This is a genomic window from Vibrio sp. MED222 (assembly GCF_000153005.1).
In the GTDB taxonomy this organism is placed as follows: Bacteria; Pseudomonadota; Gammaproteobacteria; order Enterobacterales; family Vibrionaceae; genus Vibrio; species Vibrio tasmaniensis_A.
On sequence record NZ_CH902606.1, the window covers coordinates 1,072,284 to 1,093,334 of the forward strand.

Sequence of the window (21,051 nt, forward strand, 5' to 3'; positions counted from 1 at the left end):
CTTTTTATTAATATCCTATTGTCCTTTGGCACAGCGCATGCTGTGCCTTTTTTGTTTTGGAAATCAACTCGCTATGCAAATCCCTACTCTTTACCTAAAAGGTACGTTCAATGGCTGGGGGTTAGACACCCCATTGTTCAAAGAGCAAGACGGCTCTTACAGAGCAAACTTATGCTTATCTACCGACCTTTATCGCTTCAAAATTTCGGATTCAGATGGCACCAAGCAATGGACGCTTTCAGGGCATGAAAGTGAAGCCACACTCTGCGAATTAGAACAAGCGATGCCTCTTATCAACACACAAGGTATTGGCAATGATCTGCTGCTCTCTCCCGCTGTCGCTGGTCAATACTCCTTGAAGGTGCAATTTGGATCTTCGACGCCAACGATCACCGTAACCAAGGGGGTATACAATGATCTATCAACACCTCAACGTGAGCCTATTGATACTCACCTGATTGAGGCTGATATTGAGGTTGAGGAGTCGCAGCCTCACTGGCAACACCCTGATTTTGCGATTCCACATGACCAACTATTCCAGCAGCTCACCATCTCAGAGACACAGTCATTTCCGTTTGTGTTCGGGGATAATGTCGATGGTTACTATCATGGAGCAACCTATAGCTATGTAAACGGTGGCAAATATCGTCACCACCAAGGTTGGATACTGGGAACCTTCGCTAGCTATATCGACGGCAAGTTCAATAATAAGTTAGAAGCTGAACGTGCCAGCCTGACGCCTTATGGTATTGAACATCATTATGATCATAGCCGAGAGTCGTTGAGCCTGGTTCAAGGTTCCAGACTTGTATCACTCACTGTGTCGTCAAACAAACCGAGTGCTTTAAGCCTAATTCCAGAACTCAACATACCGACCACTCACTCTAAAGTTCATACTTCAGACTCAAATATCGTCATAGAACTCAGCCCTCAAGTTTGCCCAGACGGCTGCCCAAGGTTTGTCGCCATCGCAAGCAATCATGCTGTACATGCACGAGAGATCTCGCTAGACGCTCACCCTGAACTTCGCGACCTAGTTCAGCTCTCAGAGAGCAACGCAAAACTCATGCTCACGACGTCAGATAACCAAACTGAACTCATCGTCTACCTCGGCTTTGCTGAAACCCTTAAAGCCGCTAGTTCATTGGTGAATCAAGCGGTCAAAAATAACGAACACGTTCTTCACCAACAGCGGATTTATGAGTTCTTAACCAATAATTATTTGTGGACCAACGACCTTGAATACAACCAAGCGGTTATGTGGTCGCGCCTTGCAAGCCGAACCTTTGTTAGCCATGAATTTGGCACGGGCATTTGGGCTGGATTACCTTGGTTCAAGGACTGTTGGGGCCGTGACACCTTTATCGCTTTGTCGGGCACAAGCTTGGTTAATGGGCTGTTTAGTGAAGCAAAAGAGATCATTGAAAACTTTGCGTCCATGCAGATGCTCGACGAAAATTCCACAAATTACGGCCGAATCCCGAATCGAGTGACGAGTAAAACGAACATCATTTATAACACCACCGATGGTACTCCTTGGATGATTCGTGAAGCCCTTGAGTACATCAACTACTCTGGCGATGTGGCGTTCGCTAAGGCCATTTATCCCACTCTCAAGCGTTTCATCACGGGTGTCGAAAAACATTACTTGAATAAAGATAGCTTGAGTAAAGATGGCTTGAATGAAGATTATTCGAATAAAGACAGTCTGATGGCACATCGCCACCCTGATACGTGGATGGATGCAAAAATTGATGGGATGACACCTTGGTCTCCTCGCGGGCCTAAAGCCAATGACATCCAAGCTTTGTGGTTTGAAAGCTTAAACTGCGCTATTCAACTCGCTATTCTGGTGGGCGACTCTGAATCAGAAAAGAGCTGGACAATCCAAGCAGGAAAAGTGAAAGAGAGTTTCGCCACTAAATTTTGGGATGATAAAAACCATCGCCTAGCCGACCATTTATCGCAAGGTGATGTGCCTGATTATAGCGTGCGTCCGAATCAGTTGATGACGATTTCAATTCCTCAGAAAAGTCCGCTGAATCAGAATGAAAGAGAGCAATACATCGTCAAGAACGCGGTAGAAACGCTATTGTTCCCATGGGGGATCTGCTCCTTACAACAAGAGCATGTCGATTTTCATCCTTATCACGACAATCAAGCTATGTACCACAAGGACGCGGCTTATCACAACGGGACGATCTGGGGGTGGAATGCGGGCTTTACTATTACGGCGCTCAACAAGTTTAAGCAGCAAGATCTCAGTTACCAGCTATCCAAAAACTTGGCAAAACAGATCCTTACACAAGGCTGTAGAGGGACAATGAGTGAAAATTTGGATGCTTTCCAAGAAAGTGACCGCGACCTTGTAGAATCAGGAACGTTTGCTCAAGCCTGGTCTGTTTCAGAATACGCTCGTAACGCGCAACAGGACTATTTGGGATATTGCCCACGCTTATTGGACAATCAGATACACCTAACACCAAATTTCCCAAGTTGTTGGAGCGAATTAGTGGCTTCGTTGCCTTTTGGTCAAGGAAACCAGCTACGACTGTCATTTGAATCTAAAAATGGGATTTCTCATTACAAGATTCAGTCAAATCTAGAAGATACGGTAAGTCCCGAAATCACATTGGTGCTTACGCTAGACATAAACCATGAGTCTGTTGCCGTAATCTCGACACCATTAACACAATCGTTGGAGATCATGATCGACAGTCACCAACAACAGGTCACGGTCAACGACAAACAAGCGCAGTTTGAGATTCAACCAAAGCCAAATAACGCCATCTTATGCGACTTACAATTTGCCAAGCCCGACTTTGCAAGGCAACACAACAGTTTGATGAGCAAGGACTACTTGTTGAACAAGCGCAATAAGCAAAAATTGTCAGCAGCCAAGGACTAGCTTTGCTGATACTAAGCCTATCGCTTTATAGACGTATAAAGTGATACGGTTATAAAGCGATAAAAAAGCAGGCCTAATACACCGTTTACGAAGACAAAACGGAGTTAGGCCTTCTTTTATTGTCTAAAAATAAAGTCGATAAAATTCGGGAATCGCAACGACCAAGCCAGTTCATTGTGTTGATGACCTTGTCCTTCTTGATAAAACAGCGTCACGTTCGGCTTTTGAGTGAGTAACGTGTTCATTGCCCTTGAACCACTCAGATAAACGTCAGCAAAATCTACGCTTGCCTCTTCACGAGCTTCATTCGTTCCCATATCCATATATATTTTCATTGGAGACAGAAAGTTAAACTCTTTCATATACTCGAAGTATGAGGATTTATTGAACCAAAACGCTGGAGAGAAGACCCCAAGCACGCCAAAAGTATTCTGGTACAGTGAGCCACCATATAAGCTAATTAGCCCGCCCATTGAACTGCCAGCAAGGTACGTAAACTCTCGGTTCGGCTTTGTTCTGTATGTTTGGTCGATATAAGGCTTCAATGTATGACAGATAAACGCTATATACTCGTCCCCTTCACCACCAAATTTAAGTAGCTCATCACCAACTCCCAACTCTTTTATCTCTTGGTTAGCGCGCCAAGGCGAATACTCATTGTAACGCTCCATGCCATCAAGCTCATGACTGCTGTCGATAGCGACAACAATTAACCCGGATAACTTACCGAGCCTTTGCATCTCATCGAGTGTCGTTTGTGCATCCCAACACATCCCATACGTCGCTGTAGACTTCTCAAAGACATTCTGCCCATCATGCATGTATAAGACAGGATAAGCGTGCTCTGCTTGGTGATACCCCGCAGGAAGGTAAATGCGGAGCGTTCGAGTTCGATTCAACTGTGGAATAAAGAACTCATCGATAATAATCAATTCAGATTGCATAACGACCTCTAAACTTGAAGTGTCTATAAATTCAGATATAAAAAACGCCCCTTTAAAGGAGCGTTCTATCTCTATTTCTATCTCTAAGCGACTAAGATACTGGGCTGCTAAGCCATTAAGCCTACTAATCTATTAAGTTATTAAGTTATTAAGCTAACTAATAAGCTAATAAGCTATTTTGCGTTGACGGCTCGCACAAAAGCTTCTTGTGCACCTTCAACATTAAGCGCCTTCGCTTCATCTAACAAACCTAAAGCTTTCGGTACATCACCTGACTTCACCGCATTTTGTATAGCAGACAAATAGAAGTCTTTTGTCTCTTGCTGCACACGTATCTGCGTGTCTGCTTTCTTCGGTACAACAGCTGTTGCAGTCGCTGCCATAGCGGCAGGGGCAGCAACGACTGGCGCTACGGCAGGTTTAGCACGGTAAGGGCGAAGTTTTAAAGTTTTAATTTCTAACTCTAAACGACCACCTAATTGATTGGTGTATACCGGATCGGTGACCATAGGCATCACCTCACCAAATTCTTTTGCTCGCACCTTTGCTGGGTGATCAACTTTCACCTTATTGCCAAGCTCATCAGCAGGCGTGTAGATAACAATATAAGGTGTCTTACTCGCATCAATACGCAAGCGCTCAATGTAACTCGTGCGAGTAAAAGCGTCGGATGCCTGAACCTTAAAGTCTTCAAACTTCAATGTTTGCACTGGCTTAAAGTTTTCATCTAGAAGCATGGCTTCTGGAGCAAAAACTGAATCATCGATCATTAAGCTCGATAGCTTAACGACCATCTCCCCTGAGCGCTCGCTGAACTTGAACGCTGCAAAGTGGCTATTACCTGTTGTAAATGTACCGACAGGTGATCCCAAGTCGATATCAAACTTTAAATCTTCATTATCATTCAATTGTGCGTATGGGTACTGCGAAAAATCGCTGCAGCATACTTCTGCATTAGTGGGTGCATCGAGTTTAGTTTGAACCTGAGCATCGGAAGCACAACCGCTTAGCAAGGCACCTAGTACCACGGCTAACATAGAGCTTTTATTTGTCATTGTAATCTCTCTCACTATTGGTTGTTGTTGGGGGAAACGGAAAAAGGCAGCCAATGGCTGCCTTATACTTTAAACGGTTTAGAACCAAATTTCAGTGTGTACACCGAATACAAATTCGTCTTTACCGTTATCGATACCAATTTGTTTAGCACTTGCTTCATCATCAGCTTTAATGTAGCTAATGTAAGGCTTAACTTGTGGACGACCGAAGTAGTCAGAGTTCGCTGTAAATGCAGTTGCAATTTCTAGGTTAAGAATATCGCTCTCTACAGCATCACCAGTACGATTCCAGTAACCTTCATCACCTTCTTCATGTGCATAAGAAGCCGTAGCTTCTAAGCGAATGTTGTCGTTCAGTTTGTAAGAAGGACGAGCAGCAACCATGTAACGAGTCAAACCGTCAGCACCAAACAATTGGTCAAGAGCTGTAAAGTACACTGCTTCCGTACCTAACTGCCATTTTTCAGAGATGTTAAGCACACCGTAAGAAGTCAAGAATAGTGATTCTTCTTTATCACCGCCACCAGACCAACCACCGAAGTTAACACCACGGTTTTTCATTACGCCAGAGCCGTAAGCAATTACGTTTTGAGTCCAACCGTCTAGGCCATAGTAACTTGTATTAAGCGTTACAGCTGCACCGATACCGTCTTCGTTCTCACCGCCATTAATGTTTTGCTGACCATATTTAAAGTCAAAGTCTAGGCTGCCGATACCCGCATCCACGCCGTAGTAGTACAAGTCAATAGAAGAGAGTGTCTGTCTTTCTTTTGCACCATCTTTCTTCACTTTACATTCATTCGGGTTTGTCGATGTAGTACCATCTTTTTGCTTACAGTCTATCGCGTAAGAATCTGCAGAACCTGCATCAGGATCAGCCATCACATAAGCGATACCAGCAGTATGTCCTGCAAGCTTAGTTTGAATACCTGCACCAATACCAGATGATTGTTTCCAAAACTCACCAGATAAAAGGCCAGCTGCACGGTTTAGGTAACGTTGACCACCCCAAATAGAAGTGTCTTCACCTAAAATGCCGCCGAGCTCAACAAAAGCTTCTTTTACTTCGAACTGAGAATCATCATTCTTCTTTTGTCCGCCTTCAGAAGAATAAGCGTATGAGTTACCGTTACCATATTCAGTACGAAGAACGTAGTCGGCCCACACACCATTTTGGTACTCAGAGTGCTTCTTAATTACAAATTCAACTTGGTTAGTACTCTTACCGTGAGTACCCGCTGTTTTGTAATCTGGCTTACCGAATTCAGTGTCTACTGTTTTACCATCTACAACACGAACGTTAGAAGACATGTAACCGTGAACTTCCCAGCCGTCAGTGATAACGTCAGTAGGGTTTTTCACCTCTACTTCCATTGAAGAGTCACCACTTGTTACATCAAGTGCAACGTCATTTTCTGCGAACGCTGAACCAGCGACAAGTGCAGAAGCCACTGCAGCAGCAATCAAACTTACTTTTTTCATTCTTAACTCCATTAAGGACGATTTATTTTAGGTTTTATATTTTTGCTCTCTTGCGACAACCAAAGGCAGTAATGGCGGGCGTAAGATAGAGAGGTTTAGGGTTTCCCCTGATTCGTTTCAACGGAGCCAATATTAAGAGGGGATGACAAGTTTGACTTCCTCCACCCCGAACTAAATTAAGGGGGATGAGAAGGGAGTAGAGTTTATACAGAATGGTATTTTAAAGGGTTGGATCACTTAATCTAGGAGGAGTAGACAGCACACAGATCTAATTATTCAGCATAAGTGAGATCTACTTCAAATATATAATTTGAACTTCATCGATGAATTATTTTTCAACAAAATTTATTCTATGAAGTTGCTTGACCTTAATGGGACAAAGCCTTTTACTAATAGTTCACTGATGTTGATAAACGAACAAGAAATCAAGCAATGACTAGAACGCTCGCTCGCCCTTATCCACTAGGCGCAACGCTAGGTAACACTGGCTGTAACTTCTCAATTTATTCCCCTGACTGTAAATCCCTTTCTCTCGCTCTTTTTGACGAGAACGATGAGTTCACCACTTATAAATTGGAAAATGAATACGCTGATATCAGATATGTATTTGTTGATGGTATTAAAGCGGGACAAAAATACGGTTTCATTGCTGAAACTGATAATGGCCCGATCTTACTTTCCGACCCTTACGCTAAAGCAATAAGCGAACCGCTCGATTACGCAACGCCATATACCAATGAAAAAAGCTTTTCGATGGCGAAGTGTCTCGTAGTTGATGACACGTTCGATTGGCAAGATGTCGAAAAGCCGCGTATTAGCCGCGAAGAGACCGTTCTTTTCGAAACCCATGTTAAAGGCCTATCTCAACTTCACCCAGAAGTCGCGACCAATACAAAAGGCCGTTATTTGGGGTTAGTTAGTCCCGAAATGCTTGCATTCTATAAACAGCAAAACATCAATTCTCTACAACTTTTACCCATTGCTGCATGTATGCATGAACCCCACCTATTGGATATGGGGAAAGTGAATTACTGGGGTTACAATCCATATTTGTTTATGGTGCCAGACCCACGCTACGCAGAGAAAGACGCCGTAAGTGAACTCAAAACCGCGATTCGAGAACTGCACCGCAACGGTATCGAAGTCATTCTTGATGTCGTCTACAACCACACTGCAGAAGGCGGTGAAGGTGGTACAACCTTCAACCTAAAAGCACTGGATAGCCGCTACTACATTAAGCATGGCTGTCATTACGCGAACTTCACCGGTTGTGGCAATACGGTCGACCTCACCCACCAACCAGCACTGAACTTAGTCATGGATACACTGCGCTACTGGGTTAGTGAGTTCCAAGTCGACGGCTTCCGTTTTGATTTGGCAGCAACACTGGGGCGCGAAGGCGATAACTACAATCCTGAGGCTGCTTTCTTCAAAGCCGTTGCCCAAGATCCGGTATTGAAAGAAACCAAGTTAATAGCAGAACCATGGGACATCGGGCCAAATGGCTACCAAGTTGGCAATTTTCCGTTGGGGTGGAATGAGTGTAACGATAAGCTGCGAGATATCACTCGTAGCTTCTGGCGTGGCGACCAAGGCTACTTGAAAGAGTTTGCGACTCGCTTAATGGGCTCTCGTGACATCTACAGTGCCGCACACTGGCCGTACAAATTAACCGTCAACTACATCACTTATCATGATGGTTTCACCATGCAAGATCTTGTTTCTTATAAACATAAGCACAATGAAGAAAATGGTGAGAGCAACCGCGATGGACACGGTGATAATCGCTCTGAAAACTATGGTGTTGAAGGCAACACAGAAAACCTTTTAGTTATCGCAACACGTGAAAAGCAAAAACGTAACTTCATGGCAAGCCTGTTATTTGCATTCGGTATTCCGCATATTTTGACGGCCGATGTGTTATCTCATACTCAAAAGGGTAACAACAACGCGTACTGCCAAGACGGGGTCACCAGCTGGCTCAACTGGGAAGATTCCGAGCGTAAGACTTACTTCAAGGCTTGGTTATCTGAGATGATCTCCGCACGTCAGCAATACATGGTGCCGTTTATCAAAGCGTTCAGTGGCGATAAACGTAACTCTAACCGTATATTCTGGAGCCGTGTTGATGGCACAATCATGGAACATGATGATTGGAACCGTTTAAGCTCCGTAGCCTTGCATTTAGGCATCGGCAAAGATGGCGACGAGTTGATTTATCTGATCAACCAAACCAACGCTCCTGCTCGATTTTCTTTACCGAGTGACCGTCAGCAAGACTGGGTCACCATCTGTGATACCAACTTGCGAAACGTGAAACCGGGTCATGCCGAAGGTGAAATGCTGTTATCTCCCGTTTCAATGGCAATTTTGCACTATTCGCCAAACAAGACTGATTCGGTTTAGGTTTAGGTTTAGGTTAAAAGCCAGACCAGCTTAATAGAACGCGCGAAGCCATAGAAGCCAGTTATATTTATGACTGGCTTTTTTATTAGCTGAACGTCACAAACTCAATTTTTTATATGGAACATTTTGCATTGATGTGATTACGAAAACTGTTTAGTATGGCCGTACTATAAAAATGAATCTATAACGTCTTTGGATATCATGGCTTTACCTAAAACATTAATTCGGCTTTTTAAACCATGCATTATTTTATTAACTGGAGGGATGCTCTATCTTGCTGCAGCTCAACTTGAAAAAGTAGAAACGACAGCAAAAGAACAATCACTATCAAATATTCGTATCGCAAGTTCCATCATCAATTCCAACATCGAAGCCACATTCGGCAAACTCTATTTTTTGGAAACCAGTTTAAGCTTATCTACATCAGGCCCCGTCGGTGAACAAAAATTCAGGGACATCAGTGACAATATTCTTAAGAGAACACCTAACTTCTCCGATATTGTTCAATACCAGCCTCAATCCCAACAATATATTTCAACTCGTGGCCTGCCTCTTTCTAATGAGCAGATCAATGCCATCCAGTGGAATCCAATTGATAGTGTTGTAGAAGGTTTTTACATCTCTTCTATCTATCAAAAACCCGATGGTCGTTGGGTTTTCGCGATCAAACACACGACGGAAAAGTTGAACAAAGAAATATGGATTGAGTTTGACCTTTTGCATACCACACAAGGCCTGAGAGACTTAAAGACATTAGACCGTGGCTATGTATTTGTGGTTGATAGAGCAACCGAACGACTGGTTTTCCATCCTGACCCGAAACGCATTGGCTCCAAATCCATCAGCTATCATGCCGGCATCAGCCACCAACTCTCTCAAGGTGAGACCGTCGGCCAACACGAATACTACTATCAAGATAATTTCAAAATAACGGTATTTGATGCTGACAACAGCTTAAACTGGGTATTCGTCTCGGGCACTGATCGTCACGACATACTCACCAGCTCACACCAATTTACGCTAACTGGCGTGGTACTCGGGTCACTGCTTCTATTATGGATTGGCGCACACTACCTAGCTCACCGCTTGAACATGTCGTTATCTCAACTGAATAAAGTTGATGATCTCGCCAGCTTTAAACGAGAGTTAAAAGCCATATTCAATAGCTTTACCTATCAAAAAGGCATTCAATTCTGCCTTTATCAAGCAGAGAGCCATTCATTCAGTACCATCGATTATCATGGAAACAAATCAACGCTACATACTGACAAAGCCCTTGCTGAGCGATTTGCTCCCGAGACCATGGCTTATCGAAGCAGCAAATACGCAGATCCATTGGCACGTAAACTCAAAATACTCCAACGCCACTACTGTATCCCTTTGCACTCTCGTAACCAGCTAATCGCGGTGATTTACGTCAATGCGCCCTTGCCGATCAGTCAAAGTATTTTACGCATGATCAAAGATTACACGGAAGTCTCGTTGTCTAACTTACTGCTCCACCATCAATTGAGCAGTAAAGATCTCATGACTCAGTTAGACAACAAAAGTAGTTTTAACATCGCGATCGACAACTACGCATGCGAACCCGATACCTATGTAGCTCTGCTCGATATCGATAACTTTGACCACGTAAATCGAGCTTACGGTGAAGCGATTGGCGACAAGATGATAAAGCTTGCCGGAGAAGCGATGCGTTCTTACTTTCCTAAGCCAAAAGGGCTTTGCCTTGCTCGAGTCGGGGACAAGGAGTTCGCCGTTTTATTCAAAGCGAATGATGCGAAGGATGCCAAGCACCAATTGGAACAATGTCGAGTCAGCATCGCCGAGAAAACCATAGTCACTCCGGATATCACATTGTCACTCAGTATCAGCGTCGGGTTTTCGCAAATAGACGGCGAAACAGACTCTGCTTTAGCCCTTGCGGAACAAGCAAAGCTTATCGCACTACAACTTGGAAAGAATCGAGTAGAAGGTCACATTAGAGGCGTAGCCAAAGCGTCGTAGACATTAGCTAACACGCTCGTATCACACCGATTGGTACGATACCGATAACAAAAAAGCACCTAGGATTAATCCCCTAGGTGCTTTTGTTTTTATGGAAAGTCTTTACAATGCGCGTTCGATACAACAATACCCTTTTTTAACGATACGAGCCTTATGAAGCTAAGTAACCGACTGCAAACTCTCCACTCCCTTGTCAGTAATGACTACCAACATATTTGGGACTGTTGTTGTGATCACGGCTTCTTGGGTGTTCAGCTATTATCTGACCACAAAGCACCGCAGATTCATTTTGTCGATATTGTCCCTTCTCTGATGAATGAACTGGAGGGCAAGCTAACGCGTTACTTTCCCCAAGATAATTCAGACCAACAAGCGATGACCAGCCAATGGCAAGTCTACTGCTTGGATGTCGCAGCGATTCCATTGGAAAAGCACACAGGCAGACATCTGGTCATTATTGCGGGTGTGGGAGGCGATCTAACACAAAAGCTCGTCGACGATATTCATTGCAAGCATCCAGACAAAGCGATCGATTTTTTACTTTGCCCGGTTCATCAGCAGTTCGAGCTAAGAAATCATTTAAAGGCGCTCAATTTCGGCCTAATTGATGAAGTGTTAATTGAAGAGAACCGTCGTTACTACGAGATTTTATTGGTCAGCAATAACCAAGGTGAAAGCGACAAAAATCTAGATGAAAGTGGCAATAACCGAACGGTAACTGAGATATCAAGCGTCGGCGACAAGATCTGGACTCCGAACTGTGAACAACAGAAGCAAGTATCACAGCAATACAAAGCCAAAACATTGCAGCACTACTTGCGCATCCATCAAGGACAAGAGAAGCAAGGCAAAACCAGTGAGGTTAAGCACATCATTGAGGCTTACCAAGCGATTTAACTTCCTCACTCTTTGACCATCCTTGTTTTAGCGCTTTAAAACATAGTGAGCGCTGACTGCACTGTTTGAGTAGACAAAGTCCAATCAATAAAAAAGCCGACAGTTCAATGAACTATCGGCTTTTTTGATGCTATCGATTTGGTATGAGCTTACTGTTCTTGTTTCTTATAAGCCACATCAGATTCATCAGTCGTTTCAACCTCACAGGGCGTATCAACCCCATAAACCGTATCAAGATAGTCGTCTTTCTCTTTCCACGTATTATTCAACCAACTGTGGAAACGACGTTTAAACGCTTTATCTTCAAAATAATTACCGTTCACGTTCTCATCCATTGGGTGCAGTTTAATACGCACCACCACCTTGGTCATTTTACCCTTCAGCATGTCTTCAAATGGAGAAGCCTGATTTTCTGGATAAGCCAGAGTGACATCCACAATACCATCCAAGATTGGGCCCATTGCCGATAGAGCGAACGCCACACCGCCGGTTTTTGGCTTGAGTAGATGTCGATAAGGTGTTTTCGCTGTCGCCAGTTTCTCGTGGTTTGCACGAGTCCCTTCCACAAAATTCACCAAGGTTGTCGGTGCCCATTTGAACTTAGTACATGCCTTATTAATTGCCTCGAAATCATCATTGCGACGCTCAGGGTTACGAATCAAAAACTCACGTGAGTGACGTCTCATGAAAGGCATATCCAAGCCCCAACAAGCCAAACCAACAAAAGGAACGTACAGCAATTCATGCTTAAGGAAGAACTTAGTCATTGGCATCTTGTCTTTCAAGATCGAAGACAAGATCACGATATCCGCCCAACTGAGGTGATTCGACATCATCAAGTACCATTGCTTAGTCGAGATGTCTTCCCCGCCCTCAACTTGCCACTCGATATCGTTATTCACATTCAACATCCAAAGGTTAAGCGAAGCCCAACACCAAAATGTGAAATTCGCTAAGCGAGTACATGACTTTTGAACAATAGAGATTGGAAGAATCAGTTTGATGAGGCCAAAAAAGCTCACGGTAAACGCAGTCATTGCGGTATTGATGGTCACGAACAACACGTTCAAGGCCATACGAAGATTATCAAGCATAAAACACGGCTATATTGAGATCGAAAGCCGCCATTATACTCATCTATAAAATATTCTCTTTAGTTATTGGTGAATACATTAAGGGTCAAACCACGGAACTAATTTTGGTCTGTGCCCATAGAGCAACTCATCGTTCTTAATCACAAGGAATCACATCAAAAAACAACAAAGATGTCATTTAGACACAGCAGTACGAAGTCTATTTGACATCATTCAAGTTAATTTTTACCGAACAACTAGTATTGATAAGCATTCTCACTAATGGCATGGTACATGCAACTCCAAAGTGTAAATAGTTGAGTATCCTTAATGAGATAACTTCTCTAAATAAAGGTGATGATATGACAGATATTCCTCATGGCTTAGTAACCGGAAAAGTCGTACACAAGACCGAATGGACAGAGCAACTGTTCTCGCTGCAAGTCAGTGCGCCAGTCTCGCCCTACCAAGCGGGGCAGTTCACTAAGCTGGGGCTACGTAACAGTGAAGGCGAGTTTGTCAGACGTGCTTATTCCATGGTGAATGCGCCAGAGCACGAACAAGGTCATCAACATCTGGAATTTTTGATTATTAAGGATCAGAACGGGCAGCTTTCACCTCAACTTCATGAGTTGAAGGTAGGCGATGACATATTTGTCGGCAAAGACCCAAGTGGGTTCATGACATTAGAGGAGATCCCAGAGATCGCCGACGATCTATGGATGCTTTCAACCGGAACCGCCGTTGGGCCTTTTATCTCAATGCTCGAAAGCATGCAGATACAGCAGCATAACGGCTCTGAATCTGAAAAAGTCACCTCGTTCAAAAACCTTGTACTGGTTCATGCCGTAAGAACAGAGCAAGACCTCACGTATCAAGATCGAATCAATCAACTCGTTAATCACTTCCAAGGGAAACTACAATATGTGCCAATTATTTCTAGAGAATCAGTCACCGGAACTTTGCGCGGACGAATCCCAAGCTTGTTACTTGGAGGCGACCTTGAGCAAACCACGTCTGTCGCTTTCAATCAAACCCGCAGTTTTTTCTACCTTTGTGGCAATCCGCAAATGGTTCGCGACACAAGTGAAGCACTAACCAGCTTCGGTTTCGAGAAGCACTTACGCCGAAAACCCGGCCAATTCAGCAGTGAAAACTACTGGTAATCACAGTCACCAATTCCATCAAAGCTAAAGCTTGTATTCAAAATACAGACAGATAAGAGGTTTTATATGAGTCATTTACGTATTCCGTCACACTGGAAAATTCAACGTTCAACGCCATTTTTCACCAAAGACAACATACCGGCTGCATTGCTTAATCACCATAACACCGCAGAAGGCGTATTCGGCCAGATCTGCGTAATGGAAGGCACCGTCACCTTCTACGGTTTTGCCGATGCAGAAGCGACAGAACCAGAAAGTGTAATCACAATCGAAGCTGGGCAATTTGCCACAAGCCCGCCTCAATATTGGCATCGAGTAGAGCTTAGCGACGACGCACAATTCAACATTAACTTCTGGTCTGAGAAAGAGACCAAGAAGATGTTCAACACCCGAAAGTAAGATCCATTCAATATTGATGAACTTATAAGCAAGCTACTTCGTAGTGTGATTTCCGATGTTCAAAAAGTGATGATAGAAGATCAAATAACCATAGTAATTACAGTGACTAATGGTGATAGACAAGACAAAAAAACTCTAGCACACTGGACAAAGTTATTAGTTTTAATCCCGTTTCAGAGAATGAATCAGTGGGTTATTTATATTTTAGGTAAGAGAGGAAGCCATGCTCAACATTGCTTTTTTTAGCTCAAAATCATACGACGAAAAATCATTTGAACTTGCAAAAGGCGAACTCAGCGCCGAGTTCCATTTTCACGATTTTCGACTCACTACAACAACAGCAAAAATGGCACACGACAACGAAGTGGTTTGTGCGTTTGTAAACGATGACCTATCGCGAGACGTGTTAGAGATTCTTGCTCAAGGCGGCACCAAGCTGATCGCGATGCGCTGCGCGGGCTTTGATAAAGTCGACTTAGACGCAGCCAAAGAGTTTGGTCTGCAAGTGGTTCGCGTTCCTGCTTATTCACCAGAATCGGTAGCAGAACACACGGTCGGCATGATGATGTGTTTGAACCGTAAACTACACAAGGCATACCAACGTACTCGTGATGCGAACTTCTCTCTTGAGGGACTAGTTGGCTTCAACTTCCACGGTAAAACCGTTGGTGTAATTGGTTCAGGAAAGATTGGCTTAGCGACGATGCGTATTCTGAAAGGTTTAGGCATGAACATCTTGTGCTACGACCCGTACCCAAACCCATTGGCAAAAGAACTGGGTGCTAAATACGTAGAACTCGACGAGCTTTACCAAGAATCTGACGTGATTTCTTTGCATTGCCCAATGAGTAAAGAGAACTACCACCTGTTGGATGCAACGGCATTTGGCAAAATGAAAGATGGCGTGATGATCGTCAACACCAGTCGTGGTGAACTGCTGGATTCAACTGCTGCAATTGAAGCACTCAAACAAAACAAAATCGGCGCGCTTGGTCTTGATGTTTACGACAATGAGAAAGAGTTGTTCTTCCAAGACAAATCTAACGACGTGATTGTCGATGACGTATTCCGTCGCCTATCCGCTTGTCACAACGTATTGTTCACTGGTCACCAAGCCTTCTTGACTAAAGATGCTTTGTTCAACATCGCCAATACAACGCTCACCAGTGTTGATGCCTTCTTTACTGGGAACACCAGCGGCAACGAACTCGTTTAATAGCAGATTGAGTTAATCGCAGACTGAGTTAAAAACAAACTAGCTCTACAAATACAAAGCCACGCTATTCTGAAGTGAACAGCGTGGCTTTTTCGTTTATCTAGTATTCTAAAAACGTTCCTAGACGCAGAAATGACAATCCTCGGTATCCAAACCATAAACGCCTTTGCGAATGGCCAGATGCTCTGCACCTGCCTTCACGCCCATATGATAACCTGCGTCCAGAACAGTTTGATCCATGGTTAATCGCTTAACCGCGAACGCTTCTGGCGGCGCAATCACCTTGATGGTCGCATCTTTTGGAGGGTTACGAATGAACTCCAAAGATTGGTTATAGTTTTCGGCACGCACCGCCATCGACTCTGCAATATTAGGAAATTTCTTTAGCAGCTTTTTCAGCATCCACTGATACTTCTGCGGCTTCATTCGGTAACTCAAAGGATGAGAAAGAATCACGGTAATGTCTCGTGCGCCGCGACGATAGGCTTCACGAACCGGAATTGAATCGGCTACACCACCATCGGTATAACAACCACCAGAGAAGCACGGCGTTTCACGATAAGCGATAGGTAAAGCGGTTGTCGCTTCCACCACGTTAGAGAGGTTTTCTGGCTTGATATGGTAGTAGTCTGCACTGCCTGTATCGACGTTTGTTACAGCTGCAATGAGTGGGATACTTGAAAACAGCTCACCACAATCGAGTGGGTAACGTTGGTTAGACTCATCCCACAACCACTTCACGTCCACCAAGTTACCGCCTTTAGCAAAGCGAGTTGGATTAAAGAAGGTTTTGTCGGTCGCCATGGTAGTAATCACGTTATAACTGCGCTTTGGCGCTTGAGATAAGTAACCAACGAGGTTCGACACACCTGCAGATACGCCGATGGCAAAGTCATAAGGACGGAAATCGTCTTGCATAAAGGCGTCCAACACTCCGGCAGCGAAGATGCCTCTCATTGCCCCACCTTCAACAATTAATGCGCTTTTACTCATCTCAAACTCTATTACTTTATAAACTGATAGCCGTAGGATAATCCCGTCCATCTTATAAAGATAATGGGATATATTTATCAATTCGATAGGTAAAAACTATCAGTAGAAATGGTACTGAACTTCAGGGAATTCGCACTACTCACATGGATCGCGAATAGAGGCCAACTAATACTCGCATGATCAATAAAGGCCGCTGAGTGATTAACTCAGCGGCCTTCTGACTATTTAAACGAGTTTATTGATTACGACTTGAATTCGCTCACATCGATTTCAAGCAATTTACCAATGCCTTCACCGTAAGCTGGATCGGCTTTGTAACAGTGTCTTAGGTGACGCAATTGAATCTCTTTTGGTACGCCGCCTAGGTTACGAGCAGTGTTATCAAACAGAATCGCTTGCTTCTCTGGTGTCATTAGGCGGAACAAGTCACCCGGTTGCGAGAAGTAATCTTCATCTTCACGGTGATCCCAGTGTGCCGCTGCGCCATCTAGATTCAATGCTGGTTCAGCGAAATCAGGTTGCTCTGCCCATTGACCTTCGTTGTTTGGCTCATAACCCAATGTGCTACCAAAGTTACCATCAACACGCATCGCACCATCACGGTGGTAGCTGTGTACAGGGCAACGAGGTGCGTTCACTGGGATATGCTGATGGTTAACACCCAAACGGTAACGCTGCGCATCACCATAAGCAAACAAACGACCTTGCAGCATCTTGTCTGGTGAGAAGCTGATACCCGGAACCACGTTGGCAGGGTTGAATGCCGACTGTTCAACTTCAGCGAAGAAGTTTTGCGGGTTACGGTTCAATTCAAACTCACCCACCTCAATTAACGGGTAATCCGCGTGTGGCCAAATCTTAGTAAGATCGAACGGGTTGTATGGCACTGTCGCTGCATCCGCTTCTGGCATCACTTGCACTTTCAACGTCCATTTAGGGAAGTCTTGGTTGTCGATACTGTCTAACAAGTCGCGTTGGTGGCTTTCGCGATCATTACCGATTAATTGTCCGGCTTCTGCATCAGAAAGGTTCTTAATGCCTTGCTGAGATTTGAAGTGGAATTTAACCCAGAAACGTTCGTTGTCTGCATTAATAAAGCTGAATGTATGGCTACCAAAACCATGCATATGACGGTAAGTCGCAGGAATACCACGGTCACTCATTACGATGGTGATTTGGTGAAGCGCTTCAGGTAGAGAGGTCCAGAAATCCCAGTTGTTTTTCGCACTGCGCATGTTGGTGCGCGGGTCACGCTTAACCGCATGGTTTAGATCTGGGAACTTGAGAGGATCACGAAGGAAGAATACTGGCGTGTTGTTACCCACCATGTCCCAGTTGCCTTCTTCAGTATAAAACTTCAATGCAAAGCCACGGATATCACGCTCAGCATCGGCAGCGCCACGCTCACCCGCCACCGTTGTAAAACGTGCAAACAGGTCGGTCTTTTTGCCTATTTCAGAAAACAGTTTTGCCTTGGTGTATTTGGTAATGTCATGCGTAACAGTAAATGTACCGTAAGCGCCTGAACCTTTCGCGTGCATACGACGCTCTGGAATGACTTCGCGGTCAAAATGCGCCATCTTTTCTAAAAACCAAACATCTTGAAGAAGTTGAGGACCGCGCTTACCCGCAGTTTGAACATTCTGGTTATGAGCAACAGGACAACCCGCAGCTGTAGTTAGTTTTTTACTCATGATCTATTCCTTAAGGTCCAAAGGTGCAGCAATAGTGAGTGCACCTTGATATTTATACTGGCTTCCTTTCAAAAGCCCCTAAAATATTATGGATATAGAATAGACCTCTAATGGTATAAAATATAATCGTTTCTATTTATCGTTGCTATCTATAAAACCTATCGAACCATGATGTTAAGTAACCAATTGTCAAACCTCACTTTATTTCAAGATCGCATGGCCTACTTTCAGAGTCGCAGCGATATTTCTCGCCGTTCTGGTAAGGTTTAGTTCGGCTTCTAGCAGAACTTGGTCAAGTGACTGAGGAGAACGAACCGTACCAAACAAGCTGTTCATTTCACCATAAAGTGCTTCTACTTCTGTTCCCAGTGAGCCAGCAATGCCTATGATCGGAATGCCTTGTAAGCTCGCTCGTTTAGCAATGCCATAAGGCGTTTTCCCTTGCAGAGTTTGGTTGTCCATCTGCCCTTCGCCAGTAATCACCAAGTCGGCACCTTTCAATAGATCATCAACTTGCAAAACATCGAGCACCATCTCAATGCCGGGTTTAATTTGGATATTGAATAACAAACCAAGCCCCATCGGCGTGCCACCAGCTGCGCCATAACCCACGCGCTTGTAAACAGGCTCATCGCCACCGGCATAACCTTGCGTTTCTGCAACTTGAGCAAAATTCTCAAGCGCCTTATCAAGCATTAAGACTTGTTCAGGTGTCGCTCCTTTTTGCGGACCAAATATATAGCTGGCACCGTTATCACCACACAATGGATTATCCACATCGCACGCCACAATCAACTCAATATCGGAGCAACGAGAATCGACGCCTGTAAGATCAATTGAAGCCAAATCCGCTAGCGCAGCGCCACCTCGGCTGAGCTCTTGCCCTGCACGATCAAGCAATTTACCACCTAACGCTTGTACAATGCCTGCACCACCATCATTGGTCGCACTGCCACCCAAGCCAAGAATAATCGTTTGAGCGCCCTGCTCTATCGCTTCCAAAATCAGCTGCCCTGTTCCAAAAGACGAAGCAATCAAAGGATCACGCTGTTCTGGTTTCAATAAATCCAAGCCAGATGCTGCAGCTATTTCAATCAATGCCGTTTTGTTCTGGTTATGCTCCGATGGTTCAAGCATCGCCCATTCAGCATTAACCAATTTTCCCAATGGCCCTTCAACTTGATGTGTTCGCTTTTGCCCTGCCAAGCCTTGCAGCAAAACATCTACCGTTCCTTCACCTCCGTCAGCTAAAGGTAAGGTCACGAATTCAGCGTCAGGAAAGATTTCACGAAAGCCCTTTTCAATACACGCCGCCACCGATACCGCCGATAAAGATTCTTTAAACGAGTCTGGTGCAATAACAATTTTCATAGAGGTTGATCCGTAAGTGTTACCAATGAGCCTAAAAAAGAGAAATCACATCAAATAGTATAAAAGTTCCCTAATTAGAGCGCCCCAAAGTTGCCATTTGTTGTGACGCCCCTTTTAGTTTTGACGACGGTAAAAGCAAGATCCGTAAAGTTACTGTTCCTTAATATCCCCACATTTTGCAAAGTTAGGACGAAACAACAATCAATTGACCACAGATATTTGATTGAAATCCAATATAGATCACATCATTTATTCCACATTGCGGAATTGGTAAGTCTTTTTGTTTCACTTTTTAACCAGTTAACAGTTATTAGAGAAAAACTTAATAAGGAAATATTTCGTAACTTTGCTCACAGAATATTTTCGGAATAAAAACAATAATTGATTCCGTATTATGGAATTCAACTTATCGGAGAACACAGATGCCTTTAGTATCAACAGAAAAACTACAACAAGAATACGAACGAATCCTTTTAGCTCGCGACATGAAGCCAGAGATGGCAACCAAGCTTGCGGCTGGTTTTGTTGAGATGGCAAACGAAGGCACTTACTCACATGGCATCAACCGTTTTCCAGTATTCATTGACCAAGTAGATAAAGGTCAAATCAAACTCAATGCGGAACCAGAATGCGTTAACAGCATGGGTGCACTCGAGCAATGGGATTGTAACTACGGCCCAGGCGTTCTTAACGGTCTTATCTGTGCAGAACGTGCCATGGAATTGGCTCGTGACTACGGCATTGGCATGGTCGGTATGCGTAATTCTAACCACTGGATGCGTGGCGGTGCTTACGTATTGAAAATGGCTCGCGAAGGTTTTGCAGGAATTGCATCAACCAACTCAATCGCAGTGATGCCAGCATGGGGTGGTAAAGATCACCGTGTTGGTTCAAACCCTCTCATCATGGCGGTTGCGGGCGATCCACCGGTGGTTGTTGACTGTTCAATGAGCCAATTTTCTTACGGCCAACTACAAAACTTCGTGCTTGCTGACAAAGAACTCCCTGTTGTTGGTGGCTTTGACAACGAAGGTGAACTCACTAAAGACCCGCATGTACTGTGGGAAAACAAACGCCTACTTCCAATGGGTTTCTGGAAAGGTTCATCAATGGCAATCGTACTAGACATGATGCTAACGGCAATCACTGGCGGCCACTCAGTACCTGCACTGACTGAAGATATGGGTGGCGAGTTTGGTGTATCTCAGTTCCTTATCGCTATCGACTTAAGCAAGACAATGGATCAAAGCACTTATGCACAAGAGATGAAGCGCATCCGTGATTATGTACTTGAGTCAGAGCCTGCAGAAACGGGTTCAGTGATGATTGCTGGTTCTGAAATTGAAAACTTCATTAAGAAACATGAAGCAGCTGGCGGCATTGAAATTAACGATGGAATTTGGGAACAAATTACGTCTCTGTAATTAGCCAAAGGTAGGG

General features: G+C 44.2%; 15 protein-coding genes. 8 read left to right on the forward strand and 7 right to left on the reverse strand.

What is annotated here, in order from left to right; translation table 11 throughout:
* Positions 1-25 precede the first annotated feature (25 nt).
* A complete protein-coding gene (locus MED222_RS16935) occupies positions 26-2,908 on the forward strand; it encodes an amylo-alpha-1,6-glucosidase (RefSeq protein ID WP_032555089.1) in 2,883 nt (960 codons plus the stop codon).
* Between the two features lie 116 nt (positions 2,909-3,024).
* On the opposite strand, the gene MED222_RS16930 is transcribed toward MED222_RS16935, so the two are convergent.
* The 3 genes from MED222_RS16930 to MED222_RS16920 form a co-directional block, all read right to left on the reverse strand.
* Positions 3,025-3,852 carry an alpha/beta hydrolase gene (locus MED222_RS16930; protein WP_009845867.1) on the reverse strand — a complete coding sequence of 276 codons (828 nt, stop codon included), beginning with the start codon at positions 3,850-3,852 and terminating at the stop codon, positions 3,025-3,027.
* Positions 3,853-4,025: 173 nt separating this feature from the next.
* The gene (locus MED222_RS16925; RefSeq protein WP_009845868.1) at positions 4,026-4,907 is read right to left on the reverse strand and encodes a MalM family protein; all 882 of its coding nucleotides are present in this window, start codon (positions 4,905-4,907) and stop codon (positions 4,026-4,028) included.
* Between the two features lie 78 nt (positions 4,908-4,985).
* Positions 4,986-6,389, reverse strand: coding sequence for a carbohydrate porin (locus MED222_RS16920; protein ID WP_009845869.1), 1,404 nt, complete (start codon positions 6,387-6,389; stop codon positions 4,986-4,988).
* A 432-nt stretch (positions 6,390-6,821) separates the two neighbouring features.
* On the opposite strand from MED222_RS16920, the gene glgX reads away from it, so the two are divergent.
* The 3 genes from glgX (at position 6,822) to MED222_RS16905 (ending at position 11,699) form a co-directional block, all read left to right on the forward strand.
* The gene (glgX, locus tag MED222_RS16915) at positions 6,822-8,795 is read left to right on the forward strand and encodes a glycogen debranching protein GlgX (RefSeq protein WP_009845870.1); all 1,974 of its coding nucleotides are present in this window, start codon (positions 6,822-6,824) and stop codon (positions 8,793-8,795) included.
* A 264-nt stretch (positions 8,796-9,059) separates the two neighbouring features.
* Positions 9,060-10,802: a sensor domain-containing diguanylate cyclase gene (locus tag MED222_RS16910; RefSeq protein ID WP_009845871.1), complete on the forward strand. Its 1,743-nt coding sequence runs from the start codon at positions 9,060-9,062 to the stop codon at positions 10,800-10,802.
* A 153-nt stretch (positions 10,803-10,955) separates the two neighbouring features.
* On the forward strand, positions 10,956-11,699 hold the full coding sequence (locus MED222_RS16905; RefSeq protein WP_009845872.1) for a tRNA (adenine(22)-N(1))-methyltransferase: 744 nt from the start codon (positions 10,956-10,958) through the stop codon (positions 11,697-11,699).
* 149 nt (positions 11,700-11,848) lie between these two features.
* Here MED222_RS16905 and MED222_RS16900 read toward each other — a convergent pair whose 3' ends face one another.
* Complete coding sequence (locus tag MED222_RS16900; RefSeq protein WP_009845873.1) at positions 11,849-12,793, reverse strand: acyltransferase; 945 nt, start codon at positions 12,791-12,793, stop codon at positions 11,849-11,851.
* Between the two features lie 341 nt (positions 12,794-13,134).
* On the opposite strand from MED222_RS16900, the gene MED222_RS16895 reads away from it, so the two are divergent.
* The 3 genes from MED222_RS16895 to MED222_RS16885 all read left to right on the forward strand — a co-directional run bounded on the left by MED222_RS16895 (position 13,135) and on the right by MED222_RS16885 (position 15,553).
* Positions 13,135-13,938 carry a ferredoxin--NADP reductase gene (locus tag MED222_RS16895; RefSeq protein WP_032555091.1) on the forward strand — a complete coding sequence of 268 codons (804 nt, stop codon included), beginning with the start codon at positions 13,135-13,137 and terminating at the stop codon, positions 13,936-13,938.
* A 66-nt stretch (positions 13,939-14,004) separates the two neighbouring features.
* Complete coding sequence (locus MED222_RS16890) at positions 14,005-14,337, forward strand: DUF1971 domain-containing protein (RefSeq protein ID WP_009845875.1); 333 nt, start codon at positions 14,005-14,007, stop codon at positions 14,335-14,337.
* A 223-nt stretch (positions 14,338-14,560) separates the two neighbouring features.
* Positions 14,561-15,553, forward strand: coding sequence for a 2-hydroxyacid dehydrogenase (locus MED222_RS16885; RefSeq protein WP_009845876.1), 993 nt, complete (start codon positions 14,561-14,563; stop codon positions 15,551-15,553).
* A 120-nt stretch (positions 15,554-15,673) separates the two neighbouring features.
* Here MED222_RS16885 and MED222_RS16880 read toward each other — a convergent pair whose 3' ends face one another.
* From MED222_RS16880 to MED222_RS16870, 3 genes are all read right to left on the reverse strand, one after another.
* Positions 15,674-16,546 (reverse strand): patatin-like phospholipase family protein, encoded by an 873-nt coding sequence (locus tag MED222_RS16880; RefSeq protein ID WP_009845877.1) that lies wholly within the window; start codon positions 16,544-16,546, stop codon positions 15,674-15,676.
* 242 nt (positions 16,547-16,788) lie between these two features.
* Positions 16,789-18,240, reverse strand: coding sequence for a catalase (locus MED222_RS16875; protein ID WP_004732174.1), 1,452 nt, complete (start codon positions 18,238-18,240; stop codon positions 16,789-16,791).
* 201 nt (positions 18,241-18,441) lie between these two features.
* Positions 18,442-19,611, reverse strand: coding sequence for a glycerate kinase (locus tag MED222_RS16870; RefSeq protein WP_009845878.1), 1,170 nt, complete (start codon positions 19,609-19,611; stop codon positions 18,442-18,444).
* A 422-nt stretch (positions 19,612-20,033) separates the two neighbouring features.
* Here MED222_RS16870 and yiaK point away from each other — a divergent pair, with 422 nt between their 5' ends.
* Positions 20,034-21,035 (forward strand): 3-dehydro-L-gulonate 2-dehydrogenase, encoded by a 1,002-nt coding sequence (yiaK, locus tag MED222_RS16865; protein WP_009845879.1) that lies wholly within the window; start codon positions 20,034-20,036, stop codon positions 21,033-21,035.
* The last annotated feature ends 16 nt before the right edge of the window (positions 21,036-21,051 follow it).

What these genes read in the sequence shown, in the direction of transcription:
- MED222_RS16870 (WP_009845878.1), bottom strand. Translation starts at nt 19,611, where the DNA reads ATGAAAATTGTTATTGCACCAGACTCGTTTAAAGAATCTTTATCGGCG.
- MED222_RS16890 (WP_009845875.1), top strand. Translation starts at nt 14,005, where the DNA reads ATGAGTCATTTACGTATTCCGTCACACTGGAAAATTCAACGTTCAACG.
- yiaK (WP_009845879.1), top strand. Translation starts at nt 20,034, where the DNA reads ATGCCTTTAGTATCAACAGAAAAACTACAACAAGAATACGAACGAATC.
- glgX (WP_009845870.1), top strand. Translation starts at nt 6,822, where the DNA reads ATGACTAGAACGCTCGCTCGCCCTTATCCACTAGGCGCAACGCTAGGT.
- MED222_RS16905 (WP_009845872.1), top strand. Translation starts at nt 10,956, where the DNA reads ATGAAGCTAAGTAACCGACTGCAAACTCTCCACTCCCTTGTCAGTAAT.
- MED222_RS16910 (WP_009845871.1), top strand. Translation starts at nt 9,060, where the DNA reads ATGCTCTATCTTGCTGCAGCTCAACTTGAAAAAGTAGAAACGACAGCA.
- MED222_RS16900 (WP_009845873.1), bottom strand. Translation starts at nt 12,793, where the DNA reads ATGCTTGATAATCTTCGTATGGCCTTGAACGTGTTGTTCGTGACCATC.
- MED222_RS16920 (WP_009845869.1), bottom strand. Translation starts at nt 6,389, where the DNA reads ATGAAAAAAGTAAGTTTGATTGCTGCTGCAGTGGCTTCTGCACTTGTC.
- MED222_RS16925 (WP_009845868.1), bottom strand. Translation starts at nt 4,907, where the DNA reads ATGACAAATAAAAGCTCTATGTTAGCCGTGGTACTAGGTGCCTTGCTA.
- MED222_RS16875 (WP_004732174.1), bottom strand. Translation starts at nt 18,240, where the DNA reads ATGAGTAAAAAACTAACTACAGCTGCGGGTTGTCCTGTTGCTCATAAC.
- MED222_RS16880 (WP_009845877.1), bottom strand. Translation starts at nt 16,546, where the DNA reads ATGAGTAAAAGCGCATTAATTGTTGAAGGTGGGGCAATGAGAGGCATC.
- MED222_RS16885 (WP_009845876.1), top strand. Translation starts at nt 14,561, where the DNA reads ATGCTCAACATTGCTTTTTTTAGCTCAAAATCATACGACGAAAAATCA.
- MED222_RS16930 (WP_009845867.1), bottom strand. Translation starts at nt 3,852, where the DNA reads ATGCAATCTGAATTGATTATTATCGATGAGTTCTTTATTCCACAGTTG.
- MED222_RS16895 (WP_032555091.1), top strand. Translation starts at nt 13,135, where the DNA reads ATGACAGATATTCCTCATGGCTTAGTAACCGGAAAAGTCGTACACAAG.